At 47.4% G+C, this 23,490-nt stretch carries 23 protein-coding genes and 1 pseudogene; 17 read left to right on the top strand and 7 right to left on the bottom strand.

The annotated features are described in order from the left end of the window. Nucleotides 1-6: 6 nt before the first annotated feature. Both KI350_RS02985 and KI350_RS02980 read left to right on the top strand, forming a co-directional pair. Nucleotides 7-321 carry a rhodanese-like domain-containing protein gene (locus KI350_RS02985; protein ID WP_020452637.1) on the top strand — a complete coding sequence of 105 codons (315 nt, stop codon included), beginning with the start codon at nt 7-9 and terminating at the stop codon, nt 319-321. 165 nt (nt 322-486) lie between these two features. Beyond that, nucleotides 487-669, top strand: coding sequence for a sporulation protein Cse60 (locus KI350_RS02980; RefSeq protein WP_003184510.1), 183 nt, complete (start codon nt 487-489; stop codon nt 667-669). 34 nt (nt 670-703) lie between these two features. On the opposite strand, the gene opuD is transcribed toward KI350_RS02980, so the two are convergent. Further along, complete coding sequence (gene opuD / locus KI350_RS02975; RefSeq protein ID WP_106070689.1) at nt 704-2,239, bottom strand: glycine betaine transporter OpuD; 1,536 nt, start codon at nt 2,237-2,239, stop codon at nt 704-706. A 230-nt stretch (nt 2,240-2,469) separates the two neighbouring features. After that, on the bottom strand, nt 2,470-3,744 hold the full coding sequence (locus tag KI350_RS02970; RefSeq protein WP_059231747.1) for a BaiN/RdsA family NAD(P)/FAD-dependent oxidoreductase: 1,275 nt from the start codon (nt 3,742-3,744) through the stop codon (nt 2,470-2,472). A 234-nt stretch (nt 3,745-3,978) separates the two neighbouring features. Between KI350_RS02970 and KI350_RS02965 the strand changes: the two genes are divergently transcribed. Both KI350_RS02965 and KI350_RS02960 read left to right on the top strand, forming a co-directional pair. After that, nucleotides 3,979-5,607 (top strand): putative polysaccharide biosynthesis protein, encoded by a 1,629-nt coding sequence (locus tag KI350_RS02965; protein ID WP_020452634.1) that lies wholly within the window; start codon nt 3,979-3,981, stop codon nt 5,605-5,607. 40 nt (nt 5,608-5,647) lie between these two features. Continuing rightward, nucleotides 5,648-6,370 carry a pseudouridine synthase gene (locus KI350_RS02960; RefSeq protein WP_020452633.1) on the top strand — a complete coding sequence of 241 codons (723 nt, stop codon included), beginning with the start codon at nt 5,648-5,650 and terminating at the stop codon, nt 6,368-6,370. A 122-nt stretch (nt 6,371-6,492) separates the two neighbouring features. Here KI350_RS02960 and KI350_RS02955 read toward each other — a convergent pair whose 3' ends face one another. Further along, a complete protein-coding gene (locus KI350_RS02955) occupies nt 6,493-6,714 on the bottom strand; it encodes a DeoR family transcriptional regulator (RefSeq protein ID WP_003184500.1) in 222 nt (73 codons plus the stop codon). A gap of 271 nt (nt 6,715-6,985) precedes the next feature. Between KI350_RS02955 and KI350_RS02950 the strand changes: the two genes are divergently transcribed. Then, on the top strand, nt 6,986-7,693 hold the full coding sequence (locus KI350_RS02950; protein WP_020452632.1) for an ABC transporter ATP-binding protein: 708 nt from the start codon (nt 6,986-6,988) through the stop codon (nt 7,691-7,693). Continuing rightward, nucleotides 7,690-8,850: an ABC transporter permease gene (locus KI350_RS02945; RefSeq protein WP_059231750.1), complete on the top strand. Its 1,161-nt coding sequence runs from the start codon at nt 7,690-7,692 to the stop codon at nt 8,848-8,850. Before KI350_RS02950 ends, KI350_RS02945 begins: the two co-directional genes overlap by 4 nt. Before the next feature lie 20 nt (nt 8,851-8,870). Here KI350_RS02945 and KI350_RS02940 read toward each other — a convergent pair whose 3' ends face one another. After that, nucleotides 8,871-10,178, bottom strand: coding sequence for an NCS2 family permease (locus tag KI350_RS02940; RefSeq protein ID WP_025810983.1), 1,308 nt, complete (start codon nt 10,176-10,178; stop codon nt 8,871-8,873). A 107-nt stretch (nt 10,179-10,285) separates the two neighbouring features. Here KI350_RS02940 and pepV point away from each other — a divergent pair, with 107 nt between their 5' ends. The 3 genes and pseudogenes from pepV to KI350_RS02925 all read left to right on the top strand — a co-directional run bounded on the left by pepV (nt 10,286) and on the right by KI350_RS02925 (nt 12,506). Then, the gene (gene pepV, locus KI350_RS02935; protein WP_059231752.1) at nt 10,286-11,677 is read left to right on the top strand and encodes a dipeptidase PepV; all 1,392 of its coding nucleotides are present in this window, start codon (nt 10,286-10,288) and stop codon (nt 11,675-11,677) included. Nucleotides 11,678-11,693: 16 nt separating this feature from the next. After that, a pseudogene (locus tag KI350_RS23285) lies at nt 11,694-12,166 on the top strand (DUF2691 family protein). Between the two features lie 73 nt (nt 12,167-12,239). Continuing rightward, entirely contained in the window at nt 12,240-12,506 is a 267-nt protein-coding gene (locus KI350_RS02925) for a hypothetical protein (protein ID WP_052252269.1), read from the top strand. Between the two features lie 91 nt (nt 12,507-12,597). On the opposite strand, the gene cysK is transcribed toward KI350_RS02925, so the two are convergent. Further along, a complete protein-coding gene (cysK, locus tag KI350_RS02920) occupies nt 12,598-13,530 on the bottom strand; it encodes a cysteine synthase A (protein ID WP_020452626.1) in 933 nt (310 codons plus the stop codon). Between the two features lie 139 nt (nt 13,531-13,669). Here cysK and thpR point away from each other — a divergent pair, with 139 nt between their 5' ends. From thpR to KI350_RS02895, 5 genes are all read left to right on the top strand, one after another. Continuing rightward, entirely contained in the window at nt 13,670-14,275 is a 606-nt protein-coding gene (thpR, locus tag KI350_RS02915) for an RNA 2',3'-cyclic phosphodiesterase (protein ID WP_039072923.1), read from the top strand. After that, nucleotides 14,259-15,200, top strand: coding sequence for a hypothetical protein (locus KI350_RS02910; protein WP_039072922.1), 942 nt, complete (start codon nt 14,259-14,261; stop codon nt 15,198-15,200). The genes thpR and KI350_RS02910 overlap by 17 nt, the downstream gene beginning before the upstream one ends. A 52-nt stretch (nt 15,201-15,252) precedes the next feature. After that, nucleotides 15,253-16,173 carry a YegS/Rv2252/BmrU family lipid kinase gene (locus KI350_RS02905; protein ID WP_039072921.1) on the top strand — a complete coding sequence of 307 codons (921 nt, stop codon included), beginning with the start codon at nt 15,253-15,255 and terminating at the stop codon, nt 16,171-16,173. A gap of 26 nt (nt 16,174-16,199) precedes the next feature. Further along, nucleotides 16,200-18,332 (top strand): type I pullulanase, encoded by a 2,133-nt coding sequence (gene pulA, locus KI350_RS02900; RefSeq protein WP_059231754.1) that lies wholly within the window; start codon nt 16,200-16,202, stop codon nt 18,330-18,332. Between the two features lie 188 nt (nt 18,333-18,520). After that, the gene (locus KI350_RS02895; protein ID WP_020452621.1) at nt 18,521-19,324 is read left to right on the top strand and encodes a phosphotransferase family protein; all 804 of its coding nucleotides are present in this window, start codon (nt 18,521-18,523) and stop codon (nt 19,322-19,324) included. On the opposite strand, the gene KI350_RS02890 is transcribed toward KI350_RS02895, so the two are convergent. Beyond that, nucleotides 19,319-19,597 carry a YtzH-like family protein gene (locus KI350_RS02890; RefSeq protein WP_020452620.1) on the bottom strand — a complete coding sequence of 93 codons (279 nt, stop codon included), beginning with the start codon at nt 19,595-19,597 and terminating at the stop codon, nt 19,319-19,321. The genes KI350_RS02895 and KI350_RS02890 overlap by 6 nt on opposite strands. Before the next feature lie 180 nt (nt 19,598-19,777). Here KI350_RS02890 and trmB point away from each other — a divergent pair, with 180 nt between their 5' ends. The 3 genes from trmB to KI350_RS02875 all read left to right on the top strand — a co-directional run bounded on the left by trmB (nt 19,778) and on the right by KI350_RS02875 (nt 23,127). Beyond that, entirely contained in the window at nt 19,778-20,419 is a 642-nt protein-coding gene (gene trmB / locus KI350_RS02885; RefSeq protein WP_023855521.1) for a tRNA (guanosine(46)-N7)-methyltransferase TrmB, read from the top strand. A gap of 91 nt (nt 20,420-20,510) precedes the next feature. Continuing rightward, nucleotides 20,511-21,356 carry a YtnP family quorum-quenching lactonase gene (locus tag KI350_RS02880; RefSeq protein WP_023855520.1) on the top strand — a complete coding sequence of 282 codons (846 nt, stop codon included), beginning with the start codon at nt 20,511-20,513 and terminating at the stop codon, nt 21,354-21,356. A 73-nt stretch (nt 21,357-21,429) separates the two neighbouring features. Continuing rightward, the gene (locus KI350_RS02875; protein WP_165395384.1) at nt 21,430-23,127 is read left to right on the top strand and encodes an NAD-dependent malic enzyme; all 1,698 of its coding nucleotides are present in this window, start codon (nt 21,430-21,432) and stop codon (nt 23,125-23,127) included. Between the two features lie 36 nt (nt 23,128-23,163). Here the strand turns inward: KI350_RS02875 and KI350_RS02870 are convergent, their stop codons facing one another. Then, entirely contained in the window at nt 23,164-23,478 is a 315-nt protein-coding gene (locus KI350_RS02870; protein WP_020452616.1) for a PepSY domain-containing protein, read from the bottom strand. Nucleotides 23,479-23,490 lie beyond the last annotated feature (12 nt).

Genomic DNA, 23,490 nt, shown 5'->3' with positions numbered 1-23,490 from the left:
GTAACGATGACGATAAAAGAGATTTCGGCTGATGAGCTGAAAGACAGGCTTGCAAAAGGAGAAACGCTGAACATTATTGACGTCAGAGAAGATGAAGAAGTGGCTGAAGGAATGATCCCTGAAGCCGTTCACATTAAAATGGGGGATATTCCTGAAAAACTCGATGTCTTCCAAAAGGAGCAGCCTTATATTTTTGTCTGCCGATCAGGCAAGCGCAGCGAAAATGTCTGCCTCTATTTGCAGGATAAAGGCTTTGATGTCACCAATATGGTCGGCGGCATGCTCGAATGGACCGGAAACACAAAGCCGAAAACAAAATAAGCGGGTCCGGCTTCTTATCTGTACAGATAAGAAGTTTTTTATTTATCACATGTCAGGAAACGCTCGGAGCCTCCTGCCGGCGACCTTCAAGGTTCTTTCGATCAGGATTTTAAGCATAACTTCGGCTGTGTGCGAATACCTTTCATTATAGAAAGGAGAGAGCGTATGCTGAAGGTAGCCGTATTTGATGAAGAACACGAAAAAGATTTGCAGCATGAGATCAATGAATTCTTAAAAAAGCTGTCGGAAGACCAGCTGGTCGATATAAAATATGACGTATCAGCCGCATGCGATCCTCAAGGCGAACAGCTTTATTGTTTTTCGGCGCTTATTTTATACAGGACATAAAAAACAGCTCTTCAGAGAGAAGAGCTGTTTTCGTTTATGCTTTTTTCACCCTTGGGCTTCTTGGCTTCTGGAATTTCTCAGCCTGTTTAATTTCTTTCCGCTCTTGTGACAGAGATTTATACAACGATACAAGCATGAAAATCACGACGACTGAGAACGGCAGTGCGGCCAGGATGGCGGTGTTTTGCAGGGCCGATAGTCCGCCTGAATACAGAAGCGCCGCAGCCATTGCTGACTGGATGATTCCCCATGATATCTTGACCGAATTCGCAGGATTCAGTGAACCGTAAGTCGTTTGCATGCCGAGAACAAATGTTGCCGAGTCTGCGGAAGTGATAAAGAATACGGCAATGAGCACCAAGGCAATGATAGATGTAATCATCGCCAGCGGATAGTGGTCAAACATGCCAAACAGCATCGTGTCTGAAGACAGTTTTGCAATGTTAAAAGTCCCTTTTTGCTGAAGATCCATCGCTGAAACCCCGAAAATTGAAAACCATAGAAACGCCAGCACAGTAGGGGCAAACAATACGGCAATCAAAAATTCCCTGATTGTGCGCCCCCTTGATACGCGGGCGATGAAAATACCGACAAACGGCGACCAGGAGATCCACCAAGCCCAGTAGAAAATCGTCCATGAATTGATCCATTCACGGCTGTCCGGATCATTAGGCGCAAGGCGGAAGCTCATTTGCACCACGTTGGAGATATACGTTCCGATCGTGTCCGTAAACGAGTTCATAATCAACACTGTCGGTCCCACGAACAGCATAAAGATCATCAGGATGCCGGCCAGCACCATGTTCGTATTGCTCAAGTACTTGATGCCTTTTCCGATACCGCTCCATGCGGAAACTAAGAACAGCACGGTAACGACTGCAATAATTGCCAGCTGCACTTGAAAGCTGTTCGGTACTCCGAATAGATAATGGAGTCCGCCGTTGATCTGCGTGGCGCCGATTCCGAGACTAGTCGCTACACCGACGACGGTTGCGAAGACAGCGATGCAGTCAATCCCTTTTCCAAGCGGTCCGTTGACTTTGTCGCCGAAGACCGGAAACAGCGTCGCGCTGATCAAGCCAGGCGCGTCTTTTCTGAATTTAAAGTACGCGATGCAAAGAGCAACGATCGCATAGATCGCCCATGCATGCAATCCCCAGTGGAAAAATGTATACCTCAGAGAATCTCTGAAGGCCTGGGCTGTTTCTGTTTCACCTGATGGAGAGCTAATGGCAAAATGGCTGATCGGTTCAGCCGCGCCATAAAATACGAGACCAATGCCCATACCTGCGCTAAAAAGCATGGCAAACCAAGATAATCGAGAGAATTCAGGTTTTTCTTCAGGTTTCCCTAATTTGATCTTTCCGATCGGACTGAAGATCAAAAAGATGCTGAATGCGACAAACAGAGAAACCACCAATAAATAATACCATCCTAGTGTGTTCGTAACATAACCTTGAATCGAAGTCGTTAACGCCTGAAGGTTATCAGGAGCAACGATTCCCCATAATACAGCTGCTGCTGTGATAACAATCACAATCCAAAAAACGCTTGAAATATTTTTCAAAATCATCCTCACCCTCTAATCATTTTTCGTCCTTACTCCCATCATTATGTTTAGTATGAGTTGCACATATAAAATTCATTCTCTCTCAGGAAGTTTGACCTAGCTTCCCCTATTACCCCACAATCAGGTGAAACAAAACTCTTTAACCGTAACATACTTTTCAAAAAAGGCACAAGTCTCAGCACTGCGCTGAAACTCTGCCATTCCACATTTGTCAAGGGTTTGGAGCAATTTTATTTTTTTCTACGGCAAAGTGAAAATCCGCCTGCATTCATGCCTGCAAGTCTGCCTGTGACAAGCGCGGATGTGATATTGTACCCGCCCGTATAGCCGTGAATATCGAGGATTTCCCCGCAGAAATAAAGCCCCTCCTTTTTTTTGGACGCCATTTTTTTAGGATCGATTTCTTTTACGGAAACCCCTCCGCCGGTCACAAAGGCTTTGTCAAGCGAAAGAGTGCCGTTCACGTTGACGGTAAACTCTTTACAGTCTTTGACGAAAGCTCTGAAACGGTCTTTGGAAAGGGATGAAAACGTTTCAGAAGGATCAATCTTGTTGCGCTCGAGAAGAAACAGCAGATACCTTTCCTGCATCCAAGGCTTCAGCATGTTTTTGAGTGATTTTTTCGGAGCGTCCTTTAATTCTTTATGCATGTTTTGAAAAAGCTGTTCTTCATGAATGTCAGGGAACAAGTCGATTTTCAGCCTGACTTTTTCCTGCTTTTTCAACTCTTTAACGACAAATTGGCTGCACCTGAGGACAGCGGGCCCAGAAAGTCCAAAATGGGTAAAAATCATATCCATTTGGTGGGTGATGACCGGTTTTCCTTTTTTGTTCAATACGCTGAGAGCGACGTTTCTCAATGATAGGCCTTGCAATGTTTTCTGCTTGATAAAAGGCTCGTCAGACGTAACCGGAACTTCTGTCGGGAACAGTTCCGTAATCGTATGGCCGGCTTTTTCCGCCCATTCATAGCCGTCTCCGGTCGATCCTGTATGCGGGACGCTTTTCCCGCCGACAGCGATAACGACAGAGCCCGCTCCAATTTGTTCGCCGCTGCCTGTCACGATCCCGCACGCTTTTTCTTCATTGTATAGGACTGTTTTCACTTTTTCGTTTGTCTGCACGCTTACATGAAGCTGTTCAAGCCTTGTTAAAAGTGCATCAACTACGCTCTGCGCCTTGTCGGAGACAGGAAACATTCTTCCGTGATCTTCCTCTTTCAGCTTGACGCCAAGGCGCTCAAAAAATTTGATGATGTCCTCGTTGTTAAATTCAGAAAAAGCGCTGTACAAAAAGCGTCCGTTTCCGGGAATATGCCGGATGATCTCATCAACCGGCAAGCGGTTCGTCACATTGCACCGTCCGCCTCCCGAAATGGCCAGCTTGCGGCCGAGTTTGTTTCCTTTGTCAATCAAAAGAACGTCCGCCCCCTGTTCACCGGCCGCGATGGCGGCCATCAGCCCGGAGGGGCCTCCGCCGATGACGATGACATCAAAATACTTCATACCAATATCCTCAACTTTCCTGTCTTGTAGAGCCTGCATTCTGTGCAGGCGGGAGGGATTTCATCAGATAATATCCGCGCTCCATCTTCTTATTATAACGAAAGATCGGCAGGATGAAAAAACGTTAAAACATGGGGATGTTAAAATTTAGCCATGTTATTATTACCTGAGTAATGCGCCTGTATGTTAAAATAGAAAAGTTGAATCTATTGAAGAAAAATGGTGATTGGGAACATGTCAAGCAAACTGTTAAGAGGCACCTTTGTATTAACGCTTGGTACCTATATTTCAAGGATCCTCGGAATGATTTACTTGATTCCGTTCGGAGCCATGGTCGGTGCCACCGGCGGTGCCCTGTTCCAGTACGGTTATAATCAATATACGATTTTTTTAAGCATTGCGACCATGGGATTTCCAGCGGCCGTGTCCAAATTTGTTTCAAAATATAACTCGATGGGCGATTATGAAACAACGAGAAGGATGCTGCGCGCCGGAATGTCGATGATGCTCGTCACAGGCATCATTGCTTTCTCCATTCTATATTTGTCTGCCCCGTTTTTTGCGGAGATGGCTCTCGGCGGAACAGAAAACAACGGGCTGACGATTGAACATGTCGTGTATGTCATTCGCATGGTCAGTCTCGCTTTACTTGTTGTGCCGATCCTGGCGCTGATCAGAGGCTTTTTCCAAGGTCACCAGATGATGGGGCCGACAGCCGTTTCACAGGTCGTTGAACAAATTGCCAGAATCGTCTTTCTATTAACGGCTACTTATTTGGTGATCAAAGTATTAGACGGAGGGCTTGTCGTAGCTGTCGGCTATGCGACTTTTGCGGCTTTGATCGGCGCATTCGCCGGGCTGTTCACGCTTTATTTTTCCTGGCAGAAAAGAAAAGGGGCGCTTTTGGCGCTGAAGCCGAACCTGGTTCCTTCCGCCAATATTACGTACCGGCAGATGTTTAAGGAGCTGTTCAGCTATGCCGCCCCATACATCTTTGTCGGATTGGCGATACCGCTTTACCAGTACATTGATACGAATACGTTTAATAAAGCGATGATTGCAGCCGGCTATCAAAACATCAGCCAGGATTTGATGGCGATCGTGACGCTGTACGTGCCAAAGCTTGTGATGATACCGGTATCTCTCGCGACGGCATTCGGCCTGACATTGATCCCGGCGGTGACTGAAAACTTTACCAACAAAGATTTCCCTGCTTTAAATAAACAGATTGATCAGGCGATGCAGATCATTCTTTTTATCGTTCTTCCTGCATCAGTCGGTATGGCTCTTTTATCGGGTCCGGTTTACACGTTCTTTTACGGCTCGGAAAGCCTGCTCCCTGAAATGGGACGAGATATTTTGTTCTGGTACGCGCCCGTGGCGCTGTTATTCTCGCTCTTTACCGTCAACGCTGCGATTTTGCAGGGGGTGAACAAGCAGAAATTTGCGGTTGTCAGCCTGATGATCGGGATTGTAATTAAAATCGGGCTTAACGTTCCGCTCATCAAGCTGTTTCAAGGAAGCGGATCGATTTTGGCAACGGCGCTCGGCTATTCAGCGTCACTCCTGTACGGATTTATTATGATTAAACGCCATGCCGGCTATTCGTATCGCAAACTGTTTAAACGGTTTTTGCTGATGCTGATCCTGACGGCGGTCATGGGCATCATGTTGCTGCTTGTTCAGGCGCTACTCAGTCTGTTTATTTCATATGAAGGCGGGCAGATCAAATCTGCTGTCGTCATTTTCATCACAACCGCGGTCGGCGGATCGGTTTATCTGTACTTGGCTTACCGTGTGAAACTGCTCGAAAAAATGTTCGGTCAGCGGTTGAATCGCTTTTTCAAAAGAAAGGCCTCCTAAAAAGGGCTTTTCTTTTTATGTAAAAAAAGGGAGTGTCTTCATGAGATTGGATAAACTGTTGTCAAACAGCGGCTACGGTTCGAGAAAAGAAGTCAAAAAAATGCTGAAAAACGGGGCGGTGCGGGTGAATGATCAACTGATCAAAGACGCAAAAGAGCATGTAGACCCGGAATCAGACGACATCACGGTTTACGGCGAACCCGTCGTTTATCAGGAATTTATTTACTTGATGATGAACAAGCCGCAAGGCGTGCTGTCAGCGACAGAAGACAGCCGCCAGGAAACGGTTGTTGATTTGCTCGATCCGGAGCTGTTGAGGTTTGAGCCGTTTCCGGTCGGAAGGCTTGACAAGGATACCGAGGGGCTGCTGCTTTTAACGAATGACGGCCAGTTGGCACACCAGCTTTTATCGCCGAAAAAACACGTGCCTAAAACGTATGAAGTACATGTCGATAAGCCGATTGATCAGGCGGCTCTCGATCAGCTTGAAAAAGGGGTCGATATCGGTGAAGGATATGTCACAAAACCGGCTGAAGCGTCGCTTTTGGCAAGCAAAAACGGCGTGGAACGTCTGCTTTTGACAATAACGGAAGGAAAATTTCATCAGGTTAAAAGAATGCTGAAGGCGGTCGGCCGTGACGTCATCTATTTAAAGCGGCTGAAAATGGGGGATGTCGATCTTGATGGAGAGCTTTTGCCGGGGGAATACAGAGAGCTCTCTGAGCACGAGCTTGCCGCATTGCAAAACAAAAAGACACTCTGATTCGTCGAGTGCCTGTAGAGCTGGTTTATGGGGCATCAAACTTCATCGGGTTTGATGCTTTTTATGTTTGATGGCTGTCCTATATGATATTCAGCGCTAAAGTTCAATTTTTCAGAATATTACTATGAGGAGATTTTCACTTTTTTTCTTGTAGTCTCCCATTTGCCTCTGCTGGGGCTGTGTACTAGATCGTTGTATGCCAACACATTCAGATCACGCTGGATTGTTCTCGGTGTAGTGCCAAATTCATCAACCAGTTCCTGGGTTGTAACGAGTCCTTTTTCTTGAATGAACATGTATACTGATTTGATCCTGGTTAGCATTCGGTTTGTTGAAGGTTTCAAACAACCACTCCCTATCGTATGATCGAATGGACTTGACTACCACAACTTACGACTCCAAAATGCAGCATGGACGGTTAGCGACCATTTCTTGAAAATGATCAATAAATATTATACACGATCTCTTTGCCAAATATCCAGAAAAAAGCCGGAGCCAAATTAATGAAAAAATGAAAATCGTGAGCAGAACATGCAGTACGATCACGTTTTTTTGCCAAAAAAATTTTAAACTTTTTCTAGCTTCATACGTAGTAAAAGAGAGGTGGTAAAGATAATGAAATTAAAAGTGCATATTGAAAAATCCGGTTATGAAGAAAAGGAATCGGCGATCGAAAATATATCGTTTACTGTGGGGGAAGGCGAGCTTGTCGGATTAATCGGACCGAATGGAGCGGGGAAAAGCACGACAATTAAAACGATACTCGGTTTAACAAGGCATATGGCCGGGCAGGTTGAATGGGCTGAAACGTCAAACTATGCATACATACCTGAACAGCCCAGTTTTTACGACGAATTGACTTTATGGGAGCATATCACGGCTTTAGGGACGTTTTTGCAGGAGGACGAGTCCTCGTTTTTGCCGAGGGCGAATCGGCTCATCGAGCGATTCTCGCTGGAGCATGCGCTTCATGATTATCCGGGGAGCTTTTCGAAAGGGATGCAGCAAAAGCTGATGCTGATCCATGCTTTTCTCATGCAGCCTGATCTATATATTATCGATGAACCGTTTATCGGGCTCGATCCGATCGCAAGCCGCCTCTTTTTGGATATGCTGAAAGAAGAGCAGAAGCGGGGAGCGGGTATTTTGCTTTGTACGCATGTGCTGGATACCGCCGAGAAGATCTGTGACCGTTTTTTGCTGATTTCAAATGGCCGTCTGATGCTGGAAGGTACGCTCGAAGAGCTGCAGGAGAAAACCGGCCTTTCGGGTGGCTCGCTGCTTGACTGCTTTTACTTTGCTGTAAAAGGTGCGCCCGCATGAGCGGCCGGGCTCTGTTTATCAGCAGGCTGAAAGCGGACTGTCTTTATCAGCTCCGGATCATCAAACTGGTCATCGATTGGACGGTTGCGCTGTATATTGTACTGCCTGCGGCTGGAATCGGCGTTTATCAATATATCAAATGGCTGAATGGAGGGTCGTTTGATAACGGATGGCAGGCCGGATTGATTGTGCTTGCTCCGGCCGTTTTTACGCTGTTTGGGTCTGTGAGGACATTTTTAATGGAAGCTGATCAGCTTTATTTGTTGCAAAAAAAGACACTCGTGCTGGACATGAAAAGGTGCGGCTATTTATATTGTCTGTTTATCCAGTTTTGCAAATGGCTGTTGGCGGCGGCCGTGTTTACTCCTCTGTTCGTCAGACAATTTGGGATTGAACTGCCCGCTTGTCTCGCCGTATTCTTTTTTTATTTCTGTCTCAATTCCTTGATCACCGTCTTGAAGAGGCGGAACATCGGATGGCAGTACAAGCTGAAACACCGGGTGCTGAACGCCGGACTGATCTTTTTCGTGTGGCTGTCGGCTTGTGCAGTTGTTTTGTTGTTTTCCTGGCCGGTTGTACTCTTGAGCGGCATGGTGCTGTCTGCGGCCGCGCTGAAGACCGCCTGCGGCACTCTCGGCAACATGTATCTATTTTATGAAGAGGTTGAATGTGATAACAGAAGAAAGCTGAGACTCGCAAAATTTTTCCTGTCGCTGAACCTGGATGGAAGCGTGCCGAAGCAGGGGAAACGAGGGGCAAAAAGGCCGCGGCTGTTCTTTAAAAAATCTCGGAACATCTTTAAAGCCCGTACAGTGCAAAATGGCCTTAAGGAAATCTTTTTTAAAGTGATGCTGCGCCATCCGGACTATAAAAGACAGCTTATGCAAATGATCGGCATTTTTACGGCGCTGATCATGGTTGGACCGATCTGGATGAAAGCGGGCGCTCTCCTGGTTTTTGCCTTCGCTTATCGAAGTCTGTTGTCCGTCCATTTTGACAAGGTGATGGAACGCGTTTTTTTGCTGGGGGCAGACAAAGAAAGCGACGCTTTTTATGAAGCCAGGCGGAATTCCATTGACTGGTTTTTCTATCCGGGGTTAATCTGGTGCTGCCTCGTCATCGCGCTCAGCCTGATGCTGAAAACCCCGTCTTTTTAAAAAAGACGGGGTTCAGTCGTTTAATGCCCTTCCAAAAAGAAGAGGTGTATGAAAAAGAGAACGGCAAACACGAAGACAAGCGGATGAATTTCGCGCCATTTGCCTTTCGCGGCTTTGACAATCGGATAAGAAATAAACCCGAGGGAAATGCCTGTCGCAATAGATGATGTCAGCGGCATTGTCAAAATGACGAGAAAGGCCGGGAATGCTTCGTCAAGCTCTTTCCAGCGAATGTTGGTGACAGCGCCGATCATCATGCTTCCTACAATGATCAATGCCGGCGACGTAATCGCCGAGATCCCGGAGACCGCGCTCACAAGCGGGCTGAAAAACAGCGCCGCTCCGAAAAGCACAGCGACTGTTAAAGACGTAAGCCCTGTTCTTCCGCCTGCGGCCACCCCTGCGGATGATTCGATATAAGCGGTCGTCGGGCTTGTCCCGAACATTGCGCCGATCGTCGTCGCTGTCGAATCGGCAAGAAGGGCTTTTCTTGCATTCGGCAGTTTGTTGTTTTTCATGAGTCCGGCTTGTTCGGCGACACCGATCATCGTTCCTGTCGTATCAAAAATCGTGACGAGCAGGAACGAGAAGACAACCGAATAAAGGCCGTAGTGGACGACATCTCCAAAAGCGGCGAAAGGGTTTGTGACGATCAGTTTTTCCGGCAGATGAGGCATTGACAGAATCCCTTTGGTAAACTCAAGCTGGCCGGTAAAAAAGGCGATCAGGCCGGTTAAGATCATACCGAAAAATAGAGCGCCGTTCACATTCATGACCATCAAAACGACGGAGAAAGCCAAGCCGATTAGTGCCAGGATCACTCCGGCCGAGTGCAGATTGCCGAGTCCGACCAAATTGGATTCATTGGCGGTAATGATTCCGGCTCCTCTCAGACCGACAAAAGCGATAAACAAGCCGATTCCGGCGGTAATCCCGTATTTTAGGTTAGCCGGAATGGCTTCGATCAGTTGTTTTCTAAGAGGTGTTAGCGATAAGATAATAAAGAGGATACCGGCCGCGAAAACAGCGCTGAACGCTGTCTGGTAAGAAATTTCGCCGTTGGACGAGCCGACGACTGACACTGCAAAATACGCATTCAACCCCATCCCGGGTGCAATCGCGATCGGAAAGTTGGCGGAAAGCGCCATCCAAAGCGTTCCGACGACGGCAGCAATGATTGTGGCAGTGAACACTTGATCAAACGGGACGCCTGTACCGGATAGGATACTAGGGTTGACCACGACGATATAAACCATTGTAAAGAAGGTTGTAATACCGGCGAGGATTTCTTTTTTGACTGTGGTTTGGTTTTCTTTTATGTTAAACATCATTTCCTCCAATAACGAACATTATAGCAAAACAATATCTATATTATTCGTTATCGGGTGTTTTTGCAAGGGTTTTTGGCTAAACTGAAAAAAGAAGGGGCGAAATTATGAACTGGGAACAGGAAGTGTCAAAAAGACGGAATGAGATCGTAGAGGATATTCAAGGTTTTTTAAAAATCAACAGCGTCCTTGATGAAGAGACGGCGGGTCCGGGTCGGCCGTTTGGAAAAGGAATTCAAGAATGCCTGACAGCGCTTTTGAATAAAGGGGAAGAAAGCGGATTTACGGTCAAAAATCTTGACGGGTATGCAGGCCATATCGAATGGGGGAAAGGCGAGGAGATCATCGGCGTGCTTTGCCATATTGATGTCGTTCCGCCCGGAGATGGCTGGACGAGTGATCCGTTTGCTGCAGAAATTAGAGACGGCCGCATCTATGCAAGGGGAGCGCTTGATGATAAAGGGCCGACAATGGCCGCGTATCATGCATTAAAAATTGTCAAAGACTCCGGCCTCCCATTATCAAAGCGAATCAGAATGATTATCGGCACTGATGAAGAAAGCGACTGGCGCTGTGTGGAGCATTATTTTAAACACGAAGAGATGCCTTCGGCCGGTTTTGCGCCTGATGCTGATTTTCCGATTATCTATGCGGAAAAAGGCCTGATTGACGCGGCTTTAAAAATTGAAACTGATCAAGCGGAAACAGGTGCGGACTTAACATTGGAGACTTTCCGGTCCGGCCGGCGTCTGAACATGGTGCCTGATGACGCCGAAGCCGTCCTGGAGGGGTCTGCCCCATCAGGTTTTGAAGAGTCATTTGTCCGGTTTGTAAAAGAAAAGCGTGCAGAAGGGCGTATTCTTCAAGAAGACGGCAGACTGACATTAACCGTGTACGGCAAATCAGCTCACGCCATGGAGCCTAATAACGGTGTCAATGCCGGCCTCATTTTGTCCGAGTTTTTACATACCCAATCCCTTGACAGAGCCGGGCTCCAGTTTGTTCAAACGGTTAGCGGGGCTTTTGCCGGAGATACGAGAGGGAAAAAAATCGGCATCGGCTGCCGCGATGACATCAGCGGAGAGCTGACGTTGAATGTCGGCCGGCTGCAGTATGAACAGGAAAAAGGCGGAGAAGCCCATATTAACATCCGCTATCCTGTGACTGAAGAGAGCGATCGGGTGAAATCCGGGCTTTCGCAAATAAAGGGCGCCCGGCTGGTGAGCTTTAAAGACAGCAAGCCCCATCATGTAGCAAAAGACCATGAGCTGATCCAAACGCTGCAGCGGGTCTATGAGGAGCAGACAGGGGAAACGGCACAATTAATTTCGATCGGAGGGGCGACATATGCACGGTCACTGGAAGCCGGCGTGGCATTTGGACCGCTGTTTCCAGGCCGTCCCGACGTTGCCCATCAGAAAGACGAGTATATGGAAATTGATGATCTGCTGAAGGCTGTATCGATTTATGCACAGGCCATTTATGAATTGGCGAAGTAGCAAAGAGAGTGATGACTTGAGTTATAAGCGAGGCGTTTTATTTGAAATCCCGAACGGGTACGGGCGCTTTCTTCTCGATATGCTGAAGCCGGTTGAACCGGCCGATTTCAATTGGCTGCTTGCCGATGGCGAATGCTATCTCGTAGAAAACGGTGAATTGTCAGATGAAAATCTTTTTCCTCAAGATCCGCAGGTGATGACAGGAGAAGCATTTAAAAAAAGGCTGGAAGACGCAAGGTACTATCTCATCTTCGCCGATCTGAAGGCTTTTCCGAAGGATGGCCATCCTGAAGATGTCAGCACATATGAATCATATATGAAAAGCAGCTGCGAGCTGATTGTGCTTACAGCCGATTCGAGTTTTGTCACGATATACTGCAAAGATCAAAAAAACTGGAGCTTCTATATCAAAATGCAAAGGACTGCGGTTTCAAGCGGATTGAATATATAACGGATCACAACGATGCCAGGACAGGAATGCATGTGTAGCATAACGAAGACGGCCGCTCTCTAGAGCGGCTTTTTTGCTGTTAAACATTGCTGTTTTCAGGAGAGGGGCTTTTTGAAGCAGGAAAAGGAATTGCTGCATGTGAGGAAACGGTCTTATTCATTTTATTTTTTGTTCTTTTTCGGTTACGGGCGTTTTATCCGCTTCTTTCCGTGTCGGCAGACCCTCGCATTCGTTGTCAGGCCTGCTAAGTCGGTGCTCACGAACAAAAGAGAAACGGCGGCTAACGGAGCAGGCGTCGTCCTGCCTGAACACTGCCGTCATCACAACCAGCTTCAATGCTCGGCCTTCCTAGACTGCAAGGGTTGCGGTTCACGCTAAAAAGATGAAAAAATCCCAAAACGTCTCTTAGCTTTGGGATTTTTTCAACAATCTGAGCCTGATTTCACAACAGAAACCAGGCTTTTCTCTCTTAATCAAATTGAAATAAATCGCTTGATAAATAGCGTTCTCCTGTATCGGCTGTCATACAGACGACCACTTTGTCGGGAGGGAGCTTCTTAGCTGTTTCAACAGCGGCGAAGCAAGCGGCCCCAGAAGAAGGGCCGACAAGGATTCCTTCTTCCCGCGCCAATCTGCGCGTCATCTCATAGGCTTCTTCGTCCTTGATCTTTAAGATTTCGTCATAGACGTTTTCGTTTAAAATGTTTGGAATAAATCCCGGACTTGTCCCGACAAGCTTGTGCTTTCCCGGTTTGCCCCCGGATAAAACAGGCGACCCTGCAGGTTCTGCCACATGAACGGTTATCCCCGGAAATAACGCTTTCAGCTTTTCGCCTGTTCCGGTAATCGTTCCCCCTGTTCCTGCTGTTGCAACAAATGCGGCAAGCGGTTTGCCGATTTCTTCTATTGCCCGGGCAATTTCCAGAGCGGTTGATCTCCGGTGAGCCTCCGGATTGGCTTCATTATCAAACTGCATCGGAATAAAGCTGCCCGGAATTTCCCGAGCAAGCTCCTGCGCTTTTTTGATGCTGCCCGGCATCCTTTCATCCCCCGGCGTCAGGACGACCTCAGCTCCGTACGCTTTCAGAAGGTTGATCCGCTCTTTTGTCATCGTATCAGGCATAACAAGAATGGCTTTGTAGCCTCTTGCCGCAGCGTTCATCGCAAGGCCGATGCCGGTGTTTCCGCTCGTCGGTTCGATGATGGTTGAACCCGGTTTCAGCAGGCCTTTTTCTTCGGCATCCACAATCATTTGGTAGGCCGCGCGGTCTTTCACGCTTCCGCTCGGATTAAAAGATTCAAGCTTGATATAAACTTGGGCTGCGTTTTCGGGCTGAACGCGGTTCAACTTGACAAGGGGCGTTTCCCCGATTAATTCTGCAATATTGTGAACGGCTTTCACGGCTGTGCACCCTTTCCAAAAAACATGATTCTGTCATTATCCTATCATAAGGCCTCGGAAAGTGGAAAATAGAGAGGTTATAAGTCCTTATATTTTTTGTTAAAATATAGAGAAGACGAATGAGGAGGAAGCCATACATATGTCAGTCAAACCGCATTACTTTATTGGAATTCCAATTCCGGCGGAGCTTAGTGAGCCGCTTTATCGAACAGTCAGCAGCCGTCCGGAATTTTCTTTTCATAGATGGGTGCATCCTTTGGACTACCACATCACCCTCGTGTTCCTCGGCTCCGCTGAAGAAGAGCAGCTGGCTATGCTTGCTGACAGCCTCAAGCTGATCTCCGCTGAGACGGCTCCGTTTCAGATTGCCTTGAAACGTTTCGGAACCTTCGGCAAGCCGTCGGAGCCGAGAATTCTTCATGCGGAACCGGAATACTCAGACGCTCTCTTTCAAGTGAGGGAACGGGTGAAGCATGCTGCAGATGCGGCGGGATTTGAAATTGAAAAACGGCCTTTTCATCCACATATGACGGTCGCCAGAAAGTGGAATGGATCGGCCTCTTTTAACGGCCGCCTGGAGCCTCTTGAAGACGCGGTGTCTTTTACGGCCGGGCATTTCACCATCTTTCAAACTCATTTAGACAGGCTTCCCAAATATGAGCATCAAGCCGTTTTCCATTTCGGTGAACGGCCGGCTGCAGAAAAGCAAGATTCGGAGATGAACGCAGATGGCACAGATTATTAAAATACAGGACTGCATTTCAAGGTATGAACAGGATCCTTATCATTATATCAACCAGTTTATCCGCTTGAAAAAGCAGCGCTGGCAGTCAATTAAAGAGATAGCTGAGAAAAAGAAAGACAGCCTTCATTACGATAAAGAAGCCGCCGATGATGAAACGGTCGGAAAAAGAAAGAAGACATTTACATTAAAGAGAAAAAAAGAAGCATCCGATATTAATAAAGGAAAAGAAGCCGATGAATGGTTTAACGGACTGGATGGAGAAACGGATGAAAGCTTGATTGCAAGAATTCCTGCGGCAGGGGAGGAACTCGTGTCGTTTTTCAAAGAATACGTGTACGAGTTTCAGCTGAAATGGGCAAGCTCGACAATCTCTGACATATCCAGGCTTTCCCGGGAAATAAAAAGCGATAAAATCCTGCACATTTTGGCACAGCAGCTGCCGGATTCATATTTCATCATGTATCGGCCGGTGCTGCAGGTGAATCAGGCTGCGGTAGAGCTCAGCGTCTTGATTCTCACACCTCTTGAGATCTACTGTATATCATTTCTCGAAGGCGAGAAGGACAGCGCATTTATCGGTTCCAAAGATCGTTTTTGGAAAGAAAAAACGGTAAGAGGAAGAGAACGGTCACTGTTAAATCCGGCTGTTGAGCTTCTCAGGACAGGCACGGTTCTTTCCGGCTTGTTAAAGGGATCGGGGATTGAACTGCCTGTGCGCAAAGTCGTTGTCAGCCGGACATCGTATATCGATTATCCGGAACCTCCTTACGGTATCAGCATTTGCGACAAAAGACACTGGAAAGAGTGGCTGGAGAAGCAGCAAAAGAACTTCGCCCCGATTAAAAGCCAGCAGCTGAAAACGGCGAAAATTCTGTTGTCGCACGGCGTCTCCGACTCGATGCGGAGACAGGAATGGCTGAGCTGACCGCCAGAACGTTATCCCGGCTTTTTCATACTATAAAATGGAGAATGGAATCATGAGCGATTGGTATATCATCATAAATCCAAAGGCGGGAAATGCGACGGCCTTCAGAGTATGGAAATCATTGCAGAAAGACCTTCAAAAGGCAAATATATCGTACCGCTCATTTATGACCCAGCATCCCGGGCATGCTGAAGTGTTGGCAAGGCAAATATCAACGATGCAGGATGACAGGCTGAAGCGTCTGCTGGTGATCGGCGGGGACGGAACCGTCCATGAAGTGCTCAACGGCTTAGTCAGCTTGCGGGATATTCAGCTGAGCGTCATCCCGTCGGGCTTAAATAATGATTTTAAACGCGGCTTTGCCGTGAAAAAATCGAATGTCATTAAAGAAATGAAGCGAAAAGGGCAATCGCTGACCCGGACCTATGCCCTCGGAAGCTTTCATACGAAAGACAGTGAAAACGAACTTTATTTTGCCAATCATCTCAGCCTAGGATTTGATGCCTGCGCCGTCAAAAAGATGACTGCTTTGCCGAAATGGACGGCTGCTCTCAGGCTGAATCATTTGATTCAGCCACTGATTTTCTTTGTTACGGCGTTTACGTTTAAACCGTTTGTTCTTTCGTATGAGAATGGGGATGACAAGCGTACGTTTAAAAAAATCTGGTTTGCGTCGGTTTCAAATCACCCCTACTATGGCGGAGACATGAAGATTGCACCGAACGCGAATCCGCGGGATGAGTTTTTAGACGTGATCATTATTGAAGACCGCTCCTTATTGAAAAAAGCCGGCCTCTTGTTTGCAATGATATTCGGCAAACACATCGGTAAAAACGGTGTTACGGCGTTTAAGACGAAAGAAATTTATTTTCATACGAATGAGCGGGTGCTCTTTCAAGCGGATGGAGAGGTGATCGGCTGGGCGCCCGTTTTCATCAAAACAGGGACCGAATCTCTTCGGTTAAGAGCATAAATCTTTCGAATGAAGGAGAGACTGAGATGCCGGGTATCAGCCGCCCGTTTGAAGCTTATCTCGATGAAATGAGAACGATCACTGTTTTAGTTCCGAAGAGCCGCGCGTCAAGCTGCAGCCCCCCTTTTCTGCTTGAAGATGATCAAGGAGGGAAGATAGAGCTTTCGGTAAAAGCGACGGAGGAGCTTGAGGAGAAATTCAAGTATGTTCTCGAAAGCAGCCGCCCCGTTCCATTCGGAAGAGTTCATAAAGTATGCTGTGAAGAAAGCGTCTGGACAGACCTGCAAATTGGTTCTGTTACGCGAAGTGCGGCGTTTGACAAGGCTTTTTTTTATGACGGCCGTCTCGGTGCTTTTTATTCAAAAGAGTGTACTTTATTTAAGGTATGGGCGCCGACCGCGAGTACGGCAGCGATCAAGCTGGAGAGCCCTGATTCGCTTCAAACAAATACTTTTCAAATGATGCGCAGAGAAAAGGGGGTTTTTGAGGTAACGGTCGAAGGCGATCTGAACGGCTGGTCCTATTTATATAAGCTTTATGTAAACGGGACGCCGTTATTGACAGTCGATCCTTATGCGAAAGCTGTTACGGTAAACGGGGAAAAGGGCGTTGTAATAGATCCTGAGGAAGTCAAAGTGAAAAAATACCGTGCGCCAAGCCTTCACAGTCCCTGTGATGCGATTATATATGAGGTTCACATCCGCGATTTTTCGATTCATGAAGACAGCGGTATGCGCCATAAAGGCAAATATCTTGCTTTTACAGAGGACGGAACTGAAACGTCCGGCGGCTTCTCAACGGGAATTGCCTATTTGAAAGAGCTCGGCGTTACCCATATCGAGGTTCTGCCCTTTCACGATTTTGCCGGAGTTGACGAGCTGTCTCCGGACCAATCCTATAATTGGGGCTATAACCCCCTTCATTTTAATGCGCCTGAAGGAAGCTATTCGCTCGATCCGCAGAACCCCAAAAGCAGAATCACCGAGCTGAAAAAGATGATTCAGACGCTGCACAAACACGGCTTCTCCGTGATCATGGATGCCGTATATAATCATGTGTACAAGAGGGAAACATCCCCTTTTGAAAAAACGGTTCCCGGGTATTTTTTCAGACATAATGAATACGGTTTTCCAGCCGACGGAACAGGCGTCGGAAATGACATTGCATCTGAGCGGCTGATGGTGCGAAAATATATTCTCGATTCTGTCCGCTATTGGCTTGAAGAATATGATGTCGATGGAATTCGTTTTGATTTAATGGGCATTCTTGATATTGAAACCGTCCGCCAAATCAGTAAGCTTGCCGAGAATGTGAAGCCGGGCGCGCTCCTGTTCGGAGAAGGCTGGGATTTAAATACCCCGCTTGAAAGCGGGCAAAAAGCAACATTGCAAAATGCCAGGAAAGTTCCGGCGGTCGGCTTTTTTAATGATCGGTTCAGAAACGCAGTCAAAGGGAGTACATTTGAGCTCGGTGACCGCGGATATGCTTTAGGGGACACTGGAAAAAAAGCTGAGCTTCAACATGGAATTGCCGGCTCACCGGGATTCTTGCTGCCGCCACAGTCAATCAATTATGCGGAGTGCCATGACAATCATACGTTTTGGGATAAGATGGCCTTCTGTTCGGAAGAAGATGCCTGCACAAAACGGCTCAGGCAAAGGCTCGCGCTGTCGATCGTCCTGCTTTCGCAAGGCGTTCCATTTCTTCATGCCGGGCAGGAATTTTGCCGAACAAAGAATGGGGACAGCAACAGCTACAGGTCGGGAGATGGCATCAACAGGCTCGATTGGGAAAAGCGGGCGGAGCTTTGCGAGGACGTCGAATATGTGCGCCAGCTGATCAGGCTGCGGAGAAGCCATCCCGCTTTTCGTCTGCAAAAAGAGGAGGAAGTCAAGGAACATCTTTCTTTTATGAGCGGTACAGGAGAAGTGACGGCCTACAAGCTGAAGAACATTGCAGCATTTGATCCCTGGAACGAAATCATAGTGGTGCATTGTCCGTCTGCAAAAAAGGAAACGCTTGAGCTGCCCGCCCAGAAACAGTACTTGCTGCACTGCGATCCTTTTACGTTCTTCAATGGGAAGGTTCAAGCGGAAAAAAGGCTTCGGCTGAACGGCATCGGAACCTATGTACTATACGAACCAAAAGGGATTTTTTAGTTTTGCTTGACGAAGTTTGGCGTCTAGCGCTAAAATTTAAAAGACGGCTATTGTTTAGCACAAATGACTCTCAATAGCCGTCTTTTTATTTGAATATAAAGAGACGACAATACAAGCGGTTTGCTGCCCGCTCTAGGGAGCAGATGCTTTTTAAAATCTTTTAATGAAATGATGGGTTGAAAATCGATATGAACTGGTTGGGACAATTACTAGGTAGCGAATGGGAGATTTCCCCCGCAGGAGGAGCTACAGGAGACGCATATTATGCAGAACATAATGGACAGCAGCTTTTTTTAAAGCGCAACAGCTCTCCTTTTTTGGCTGTCCTGTCCGCGGAAGGAATTGTTCCTAAGCTCGTTTGGACAAAACGAATGGAAAACGGGGATGTGATTACAGCACAGCACTGGCTCAAGGGAAGAGAACTGAAGCCGAAGGATATGAACAGCCAGGCGGTGGCTGAGATGCTTCGGAAAATTCACAGCTCCAAAGAGCTTTTAGACATGCTGAAGAGACTCGGCAAGCAGCCTTTTCAGCCAAGCTCTGTAATCACTCAATTGAAGCAGTTTATCCAGGCCCGGCAATATCCGATACCGCAGCTTGACCAAGCCCTTTTGTATCTGGAGCACCATCTCGATGATGTACAGTCCGGAGAAAAGGTCGTCTGTCACTGCGATGTGAATCATAACAATTGGCTTCTTACAGATCAGAACCAGCTTTATTTAATCGATTGGGATGGAGCGATGATTGCAGACCCCGCGATCGATCTGGGGCCGCTTCTTTATCATTACGTTGAAGAGCGGGAATGGGGAAGCTGGCTCGAACGCTACGGCTCTTCGTTAACGGACAATCTCAGGCTGAGAATGGCCTGGTACGTATTGGCGGAAAAAGCAATGACAACACTCTGGCAAGAAGCGAAAGGCAATCAGGAAGGCTTTCACCAAGGGCTGGAACAGCTTCACGCATTAATGAAGCGTCTCGCCGGAGCTTCATGAAAATGAGCCGATATCTTCCACCCATTGTGTGAGATGATCCTGGTGTTCCTGAATGTGGCTGTTGATTGAAGCGGACGATTTTCCCCTCTGGCTGTACAAATAAATGTCTTCGAGAACGCCTTTCAGGCCGGCGTCAAGATTCGTATTTGCCATTAAAGACTTGATAATCCGCTCCATCTGTTCGCACTCAGCGACGGTTCCGGTGCAGTCTGCCTGATGGTCTGAGAGAATATCTTTTAATAGATGAATCTGATTTTGCTGATTTAAGCCCATAATATTGGCACTTCCCTTCATTCTCGGAGTATATGGATTAAAATGTTCAGAAAGCTGTAATTTATACGCGAAAGACCCGGAGGCCGATCTTCGGTCTTTTTTGCTTTGGAAGAGGCCTTGCGGGATTCCGGGATTTCATGGTATGTTGTAAGACGATATAACAAATAGAGGTGTAAGTACATGCGAATGCGTCACAAGCCTTGGGCGGATGACTACCTGGCTGAAAACTCTCATATTGTGATCAGCGAGCCGTCTCAATGTAAAGGGAAATGGCATTCCATTTTTGGAAATGACAACCCGATCCACATCGAAGTAGGAACCGGAAAAGGGCAATTTATTTCAGGAATGGCCCTGCAAAATCCGGATGTAAACTATATCGGAATCGAATTATTTAAAAGCGTCATCGTAACCGCTGTTGATAAAGTAAAGCAGACAGAGGCGCCGAATGTAAAGCTTTTGAACATTAATGCCAATATGCTTTCAGACGTTTTTGCAGATGGGGAGGTCGACCGGGTCTATTTGAATTTTTCCGACCCGTGGCCGAAAAAACGCCATGCAAAGCGCCGTCTGACCAATCAAGCGTTCTTGAAAAAGTATGAGCAGGTGCTCGGAGGCAAGGGAGCGATTCATTTCAAAACCGATAACCGCGGGTTATTTGAGTACTCCCTTACCAGTTTTTCCGAATACGGACTCGTTTTGACGTTCGTCAGCCTTGATCTGCATCAAAGCGATTTTCAAGGAAACGTGATGACCGAATACGAAGAAAAGTTCGCCGCTAAAGGCCAGCCGATCTACAGAGTAGAAGCTGAATGGCGAACATAAAAAACAGACTGCTTCCGGCGGTCTGTTTTTTTGCTTTCAAATGAAGCTTCGGGTTGCGTTTTTTGCTACGATAGGAGAAGGAGGGATGATCATGGAAACTTTAACAATCGGACGAATCAAGCTGACATGGCTGAACGGAGGCGTCACACACATGGACGGAGGCGCCATGTTCGGCGTTGTGCCCAAGCCGCTTTGGTCTAAAAAGTATGACGTTAATGAGAAAAATCAGATCGAACTGAGAACAGACCCTATACTTGTTCAGAAAGACGGCACAAATTTGCTGATCGATTCCGGTATCGGACGCGGCAAACTGACGGATAAGCAGAAACGAAATTACGGGGTCACCGAAGAATCGTCAATTGCTGACTCGTTAAAAGCACTCGGGCTCTCAACGGAAGATATCAACGCCGTTCTGATGACACATCTCCATTTTGACCATGCATGCGGATTGACGCGCTATGAGGGAGAAAGCCTTGTTTCCGTGTTTCCAAATGCAGCGATTTACACGTCTGCGATCGAATGGGAAGAGATGAGAAATCCGAATATCCGCTCCAAAAATACATATTGGAAAGAAAACTGGGAAGCAGTTCAGCATCAAGTGAGGACCTTCGATGAGAAGCTCGAAGTTTTGCCGGGAATTACGATGCATCATACAGGCGGCCACAGCGACGGTCATTCCGTGATCGTTCTTGAGGATGCCGGCGAAACGGCCCTTCATATGGCTGATATTATGCCGACGCATGCCCATCAGAATCCTCTCTGGGTGCTGGCGTACGACGATTATCCGATGACATCGATTGCGGCGAAGCAAGCATGGCAGGCGAAAGCCGCCGAGAAAAACGCCTGGTACATTTTTTACCATGACGCCATTTATAGGGCATTAAAATGGGATGAAAACGGCGAGATTGCAGAGTCAGTAAAGAGAGAAAGGCGCTAAGCTATTTTGGTGAATGGTTTGCTTTGTAGTTATCCATCCTAAGGATAACTAACTTTTGAAAGGAAGACGACGGGTGAGCCACAATAATCTGAATGAACAAGTGATCGAGACGCAATTAAGAGGATTTGAAGTCCTTGCAACGCCCCTGCTGAACAAAGGGGTTGCCTTCCCTCCGGAGGAAAGGGAAGCTCTCGGCTTGACAGGATTGCTTCCTCCCAAGGTGCTGACGCTTGAAGAACAGGCAAAACGGGCGTATAAACAGTTCCAATCACAACCTGATGACTTGAGCAAAAACGTCTATTTAACGGCGCTTCATGACCGAAATGAAGTGCTGTTCTACAGGCTTCTGAACGACCATATGACAGAAATGCTGCCGATTGTTTATACCCCGACTGTCGGAACGGCAATCCAGCAATACAGCCATGAATACAGAAAGCCGCGGGGGCTGTTTTTGTCGGTTAATGACCCTGAAGGCATGAAAACAGCATTTGAAAATCTGGCCGCTAAAAAAAGCCGGATCGATTTGATTGTGGCCACTGATGCTGAAGGGATTCTCGGAATCGGGGATTGGGGAGTCGGAGGCATCGCCATTTCGATCGGAAAGCTTGCCGTTTATACTGCGGCTGCGGGCATCGATCCTAACAAGGTCCTTCCCGTTGTCATTGATGCGGGGACGAACCAGGAAAGGCTTCTCAATGATCCGCTTTATGTCGGGAATCAGCATTCAAGAATCAGAGGCGAGCGTTATGAATCGTTTATTGATCAATACGTTCAAATCGCAACCGAGACGTTTCCGGGCGTTTTGCTGCATTGGGAAGATTTCGGAACGCAAAATGCACGTCAGATTTTAAAAAAATACAAAGACAAAATTTGCACCTTTAACGACGACATTCAAGGCACAGGAGCAGTCACCCTTGCAGCGGTGCTTGCGGCCGTCAAAATATCGAAAATGCCCCTAAAAGATCATAAAGTGGTCATATTCGGAGCGGGGACGGCCGGGATCGGCAACGCAGAGCAAATTCGCGCCGCTCTTATTCAAGAGGGGGTGTCGGAAGAGGAATCATACCGCCGTTTTTGGTGTGTTGACCGGAACGGTTTGCTGACAGATGATATGAACGACTTGCAGGACATTCAAAAGCCGTATGCACGGCCTGCCGACGAGGTCAAAGACTTTAGCCGGAACGGCCCGGGGGATACAATCGATCTGCTTGAGGTGGTAAAACAAGTGCAGCCTACCATTTTGATTGGAACCTCTACTGTATCGGGCGCATTTACAGAAGAAATCGTAAAAGAAATGGCAAAGCATGTGAAACGGCCGGCTATATTTCCGATGTCCAATCCGACGCCGTTATCTGAAGCAAGACCAGAAGATTTGATCAAATGGACGGAAGGGCGGGCGCTCGTCGCCACAGGAAGCCCGTTTGCGCCTGTCGATTACAACGGCACCCGTTATGCGATCGGCCAGGCGAACAATGCCTTTGTATTCCCCGGTCTCGGTCTCGGAACGCTCGTATCAAAAGCAAGGCTGATTACGGACAACATGTTTTACGCTAGCGCAGCTGCGATCGCAGGTATGGTTGACACCGGACGGCCCGGCGCAGCGCTCCTTCCGGAGGTTGAGGATTTGCGCACGGTTTCCGCAACAGTGGCAACGGCTGTTATTAAAGCAGCCATAAAAGACGGAGTTGCAGAAAATGAGCCGGGCGATGTGATTCAAGCTGTACAGGATGCGATGTGGCATCCGGTCTACCGGCCGATTCGCGCCATATAAAAAAATGCGGCCATTTCAGGCCGCATTTTTTATATGCTATGCTGCGGTATCAATCACATCTACGATCATGCCTGTCTTCGCATCAACCATGACTTCGTACTGTTCAAGCTCTCCGAAAGCAGAACGTGTAATGCCTGTTTTGTACACCATGACGGTTTCGCCGTTTACGGTATAGGCTTCCGGAACGGTATATATCCATGAACCGTCGATCGGGCCTCTCTGTTTAAAAGCGGACTTGACGATGCGCAGCGCTTTTTCAGAAGAAATGTAAGGCTGCATGACATATTGTTTGACAACAACGGCCGCGGCAATGCCGATGCCGGCCCCAAGAAGAAAATGGCGCAGTTTCATCTTTTCAGCACC

The sequence above is a fragment of the Bacillus sp. J41TS8 genome (assembly GCF_018333035.1).
GTDB classification, from domain to species: Bacteria; Bacillota; Bacilli; order Bacillales; family Bacillaceae; genus Bacillus; species Bacillus paralicheniformis.
The sequence above is the reverse complement of the archived record's forward strand: the minus strand, read 5'-3'. Positions and strand labels throughout refer to the sequence as shown.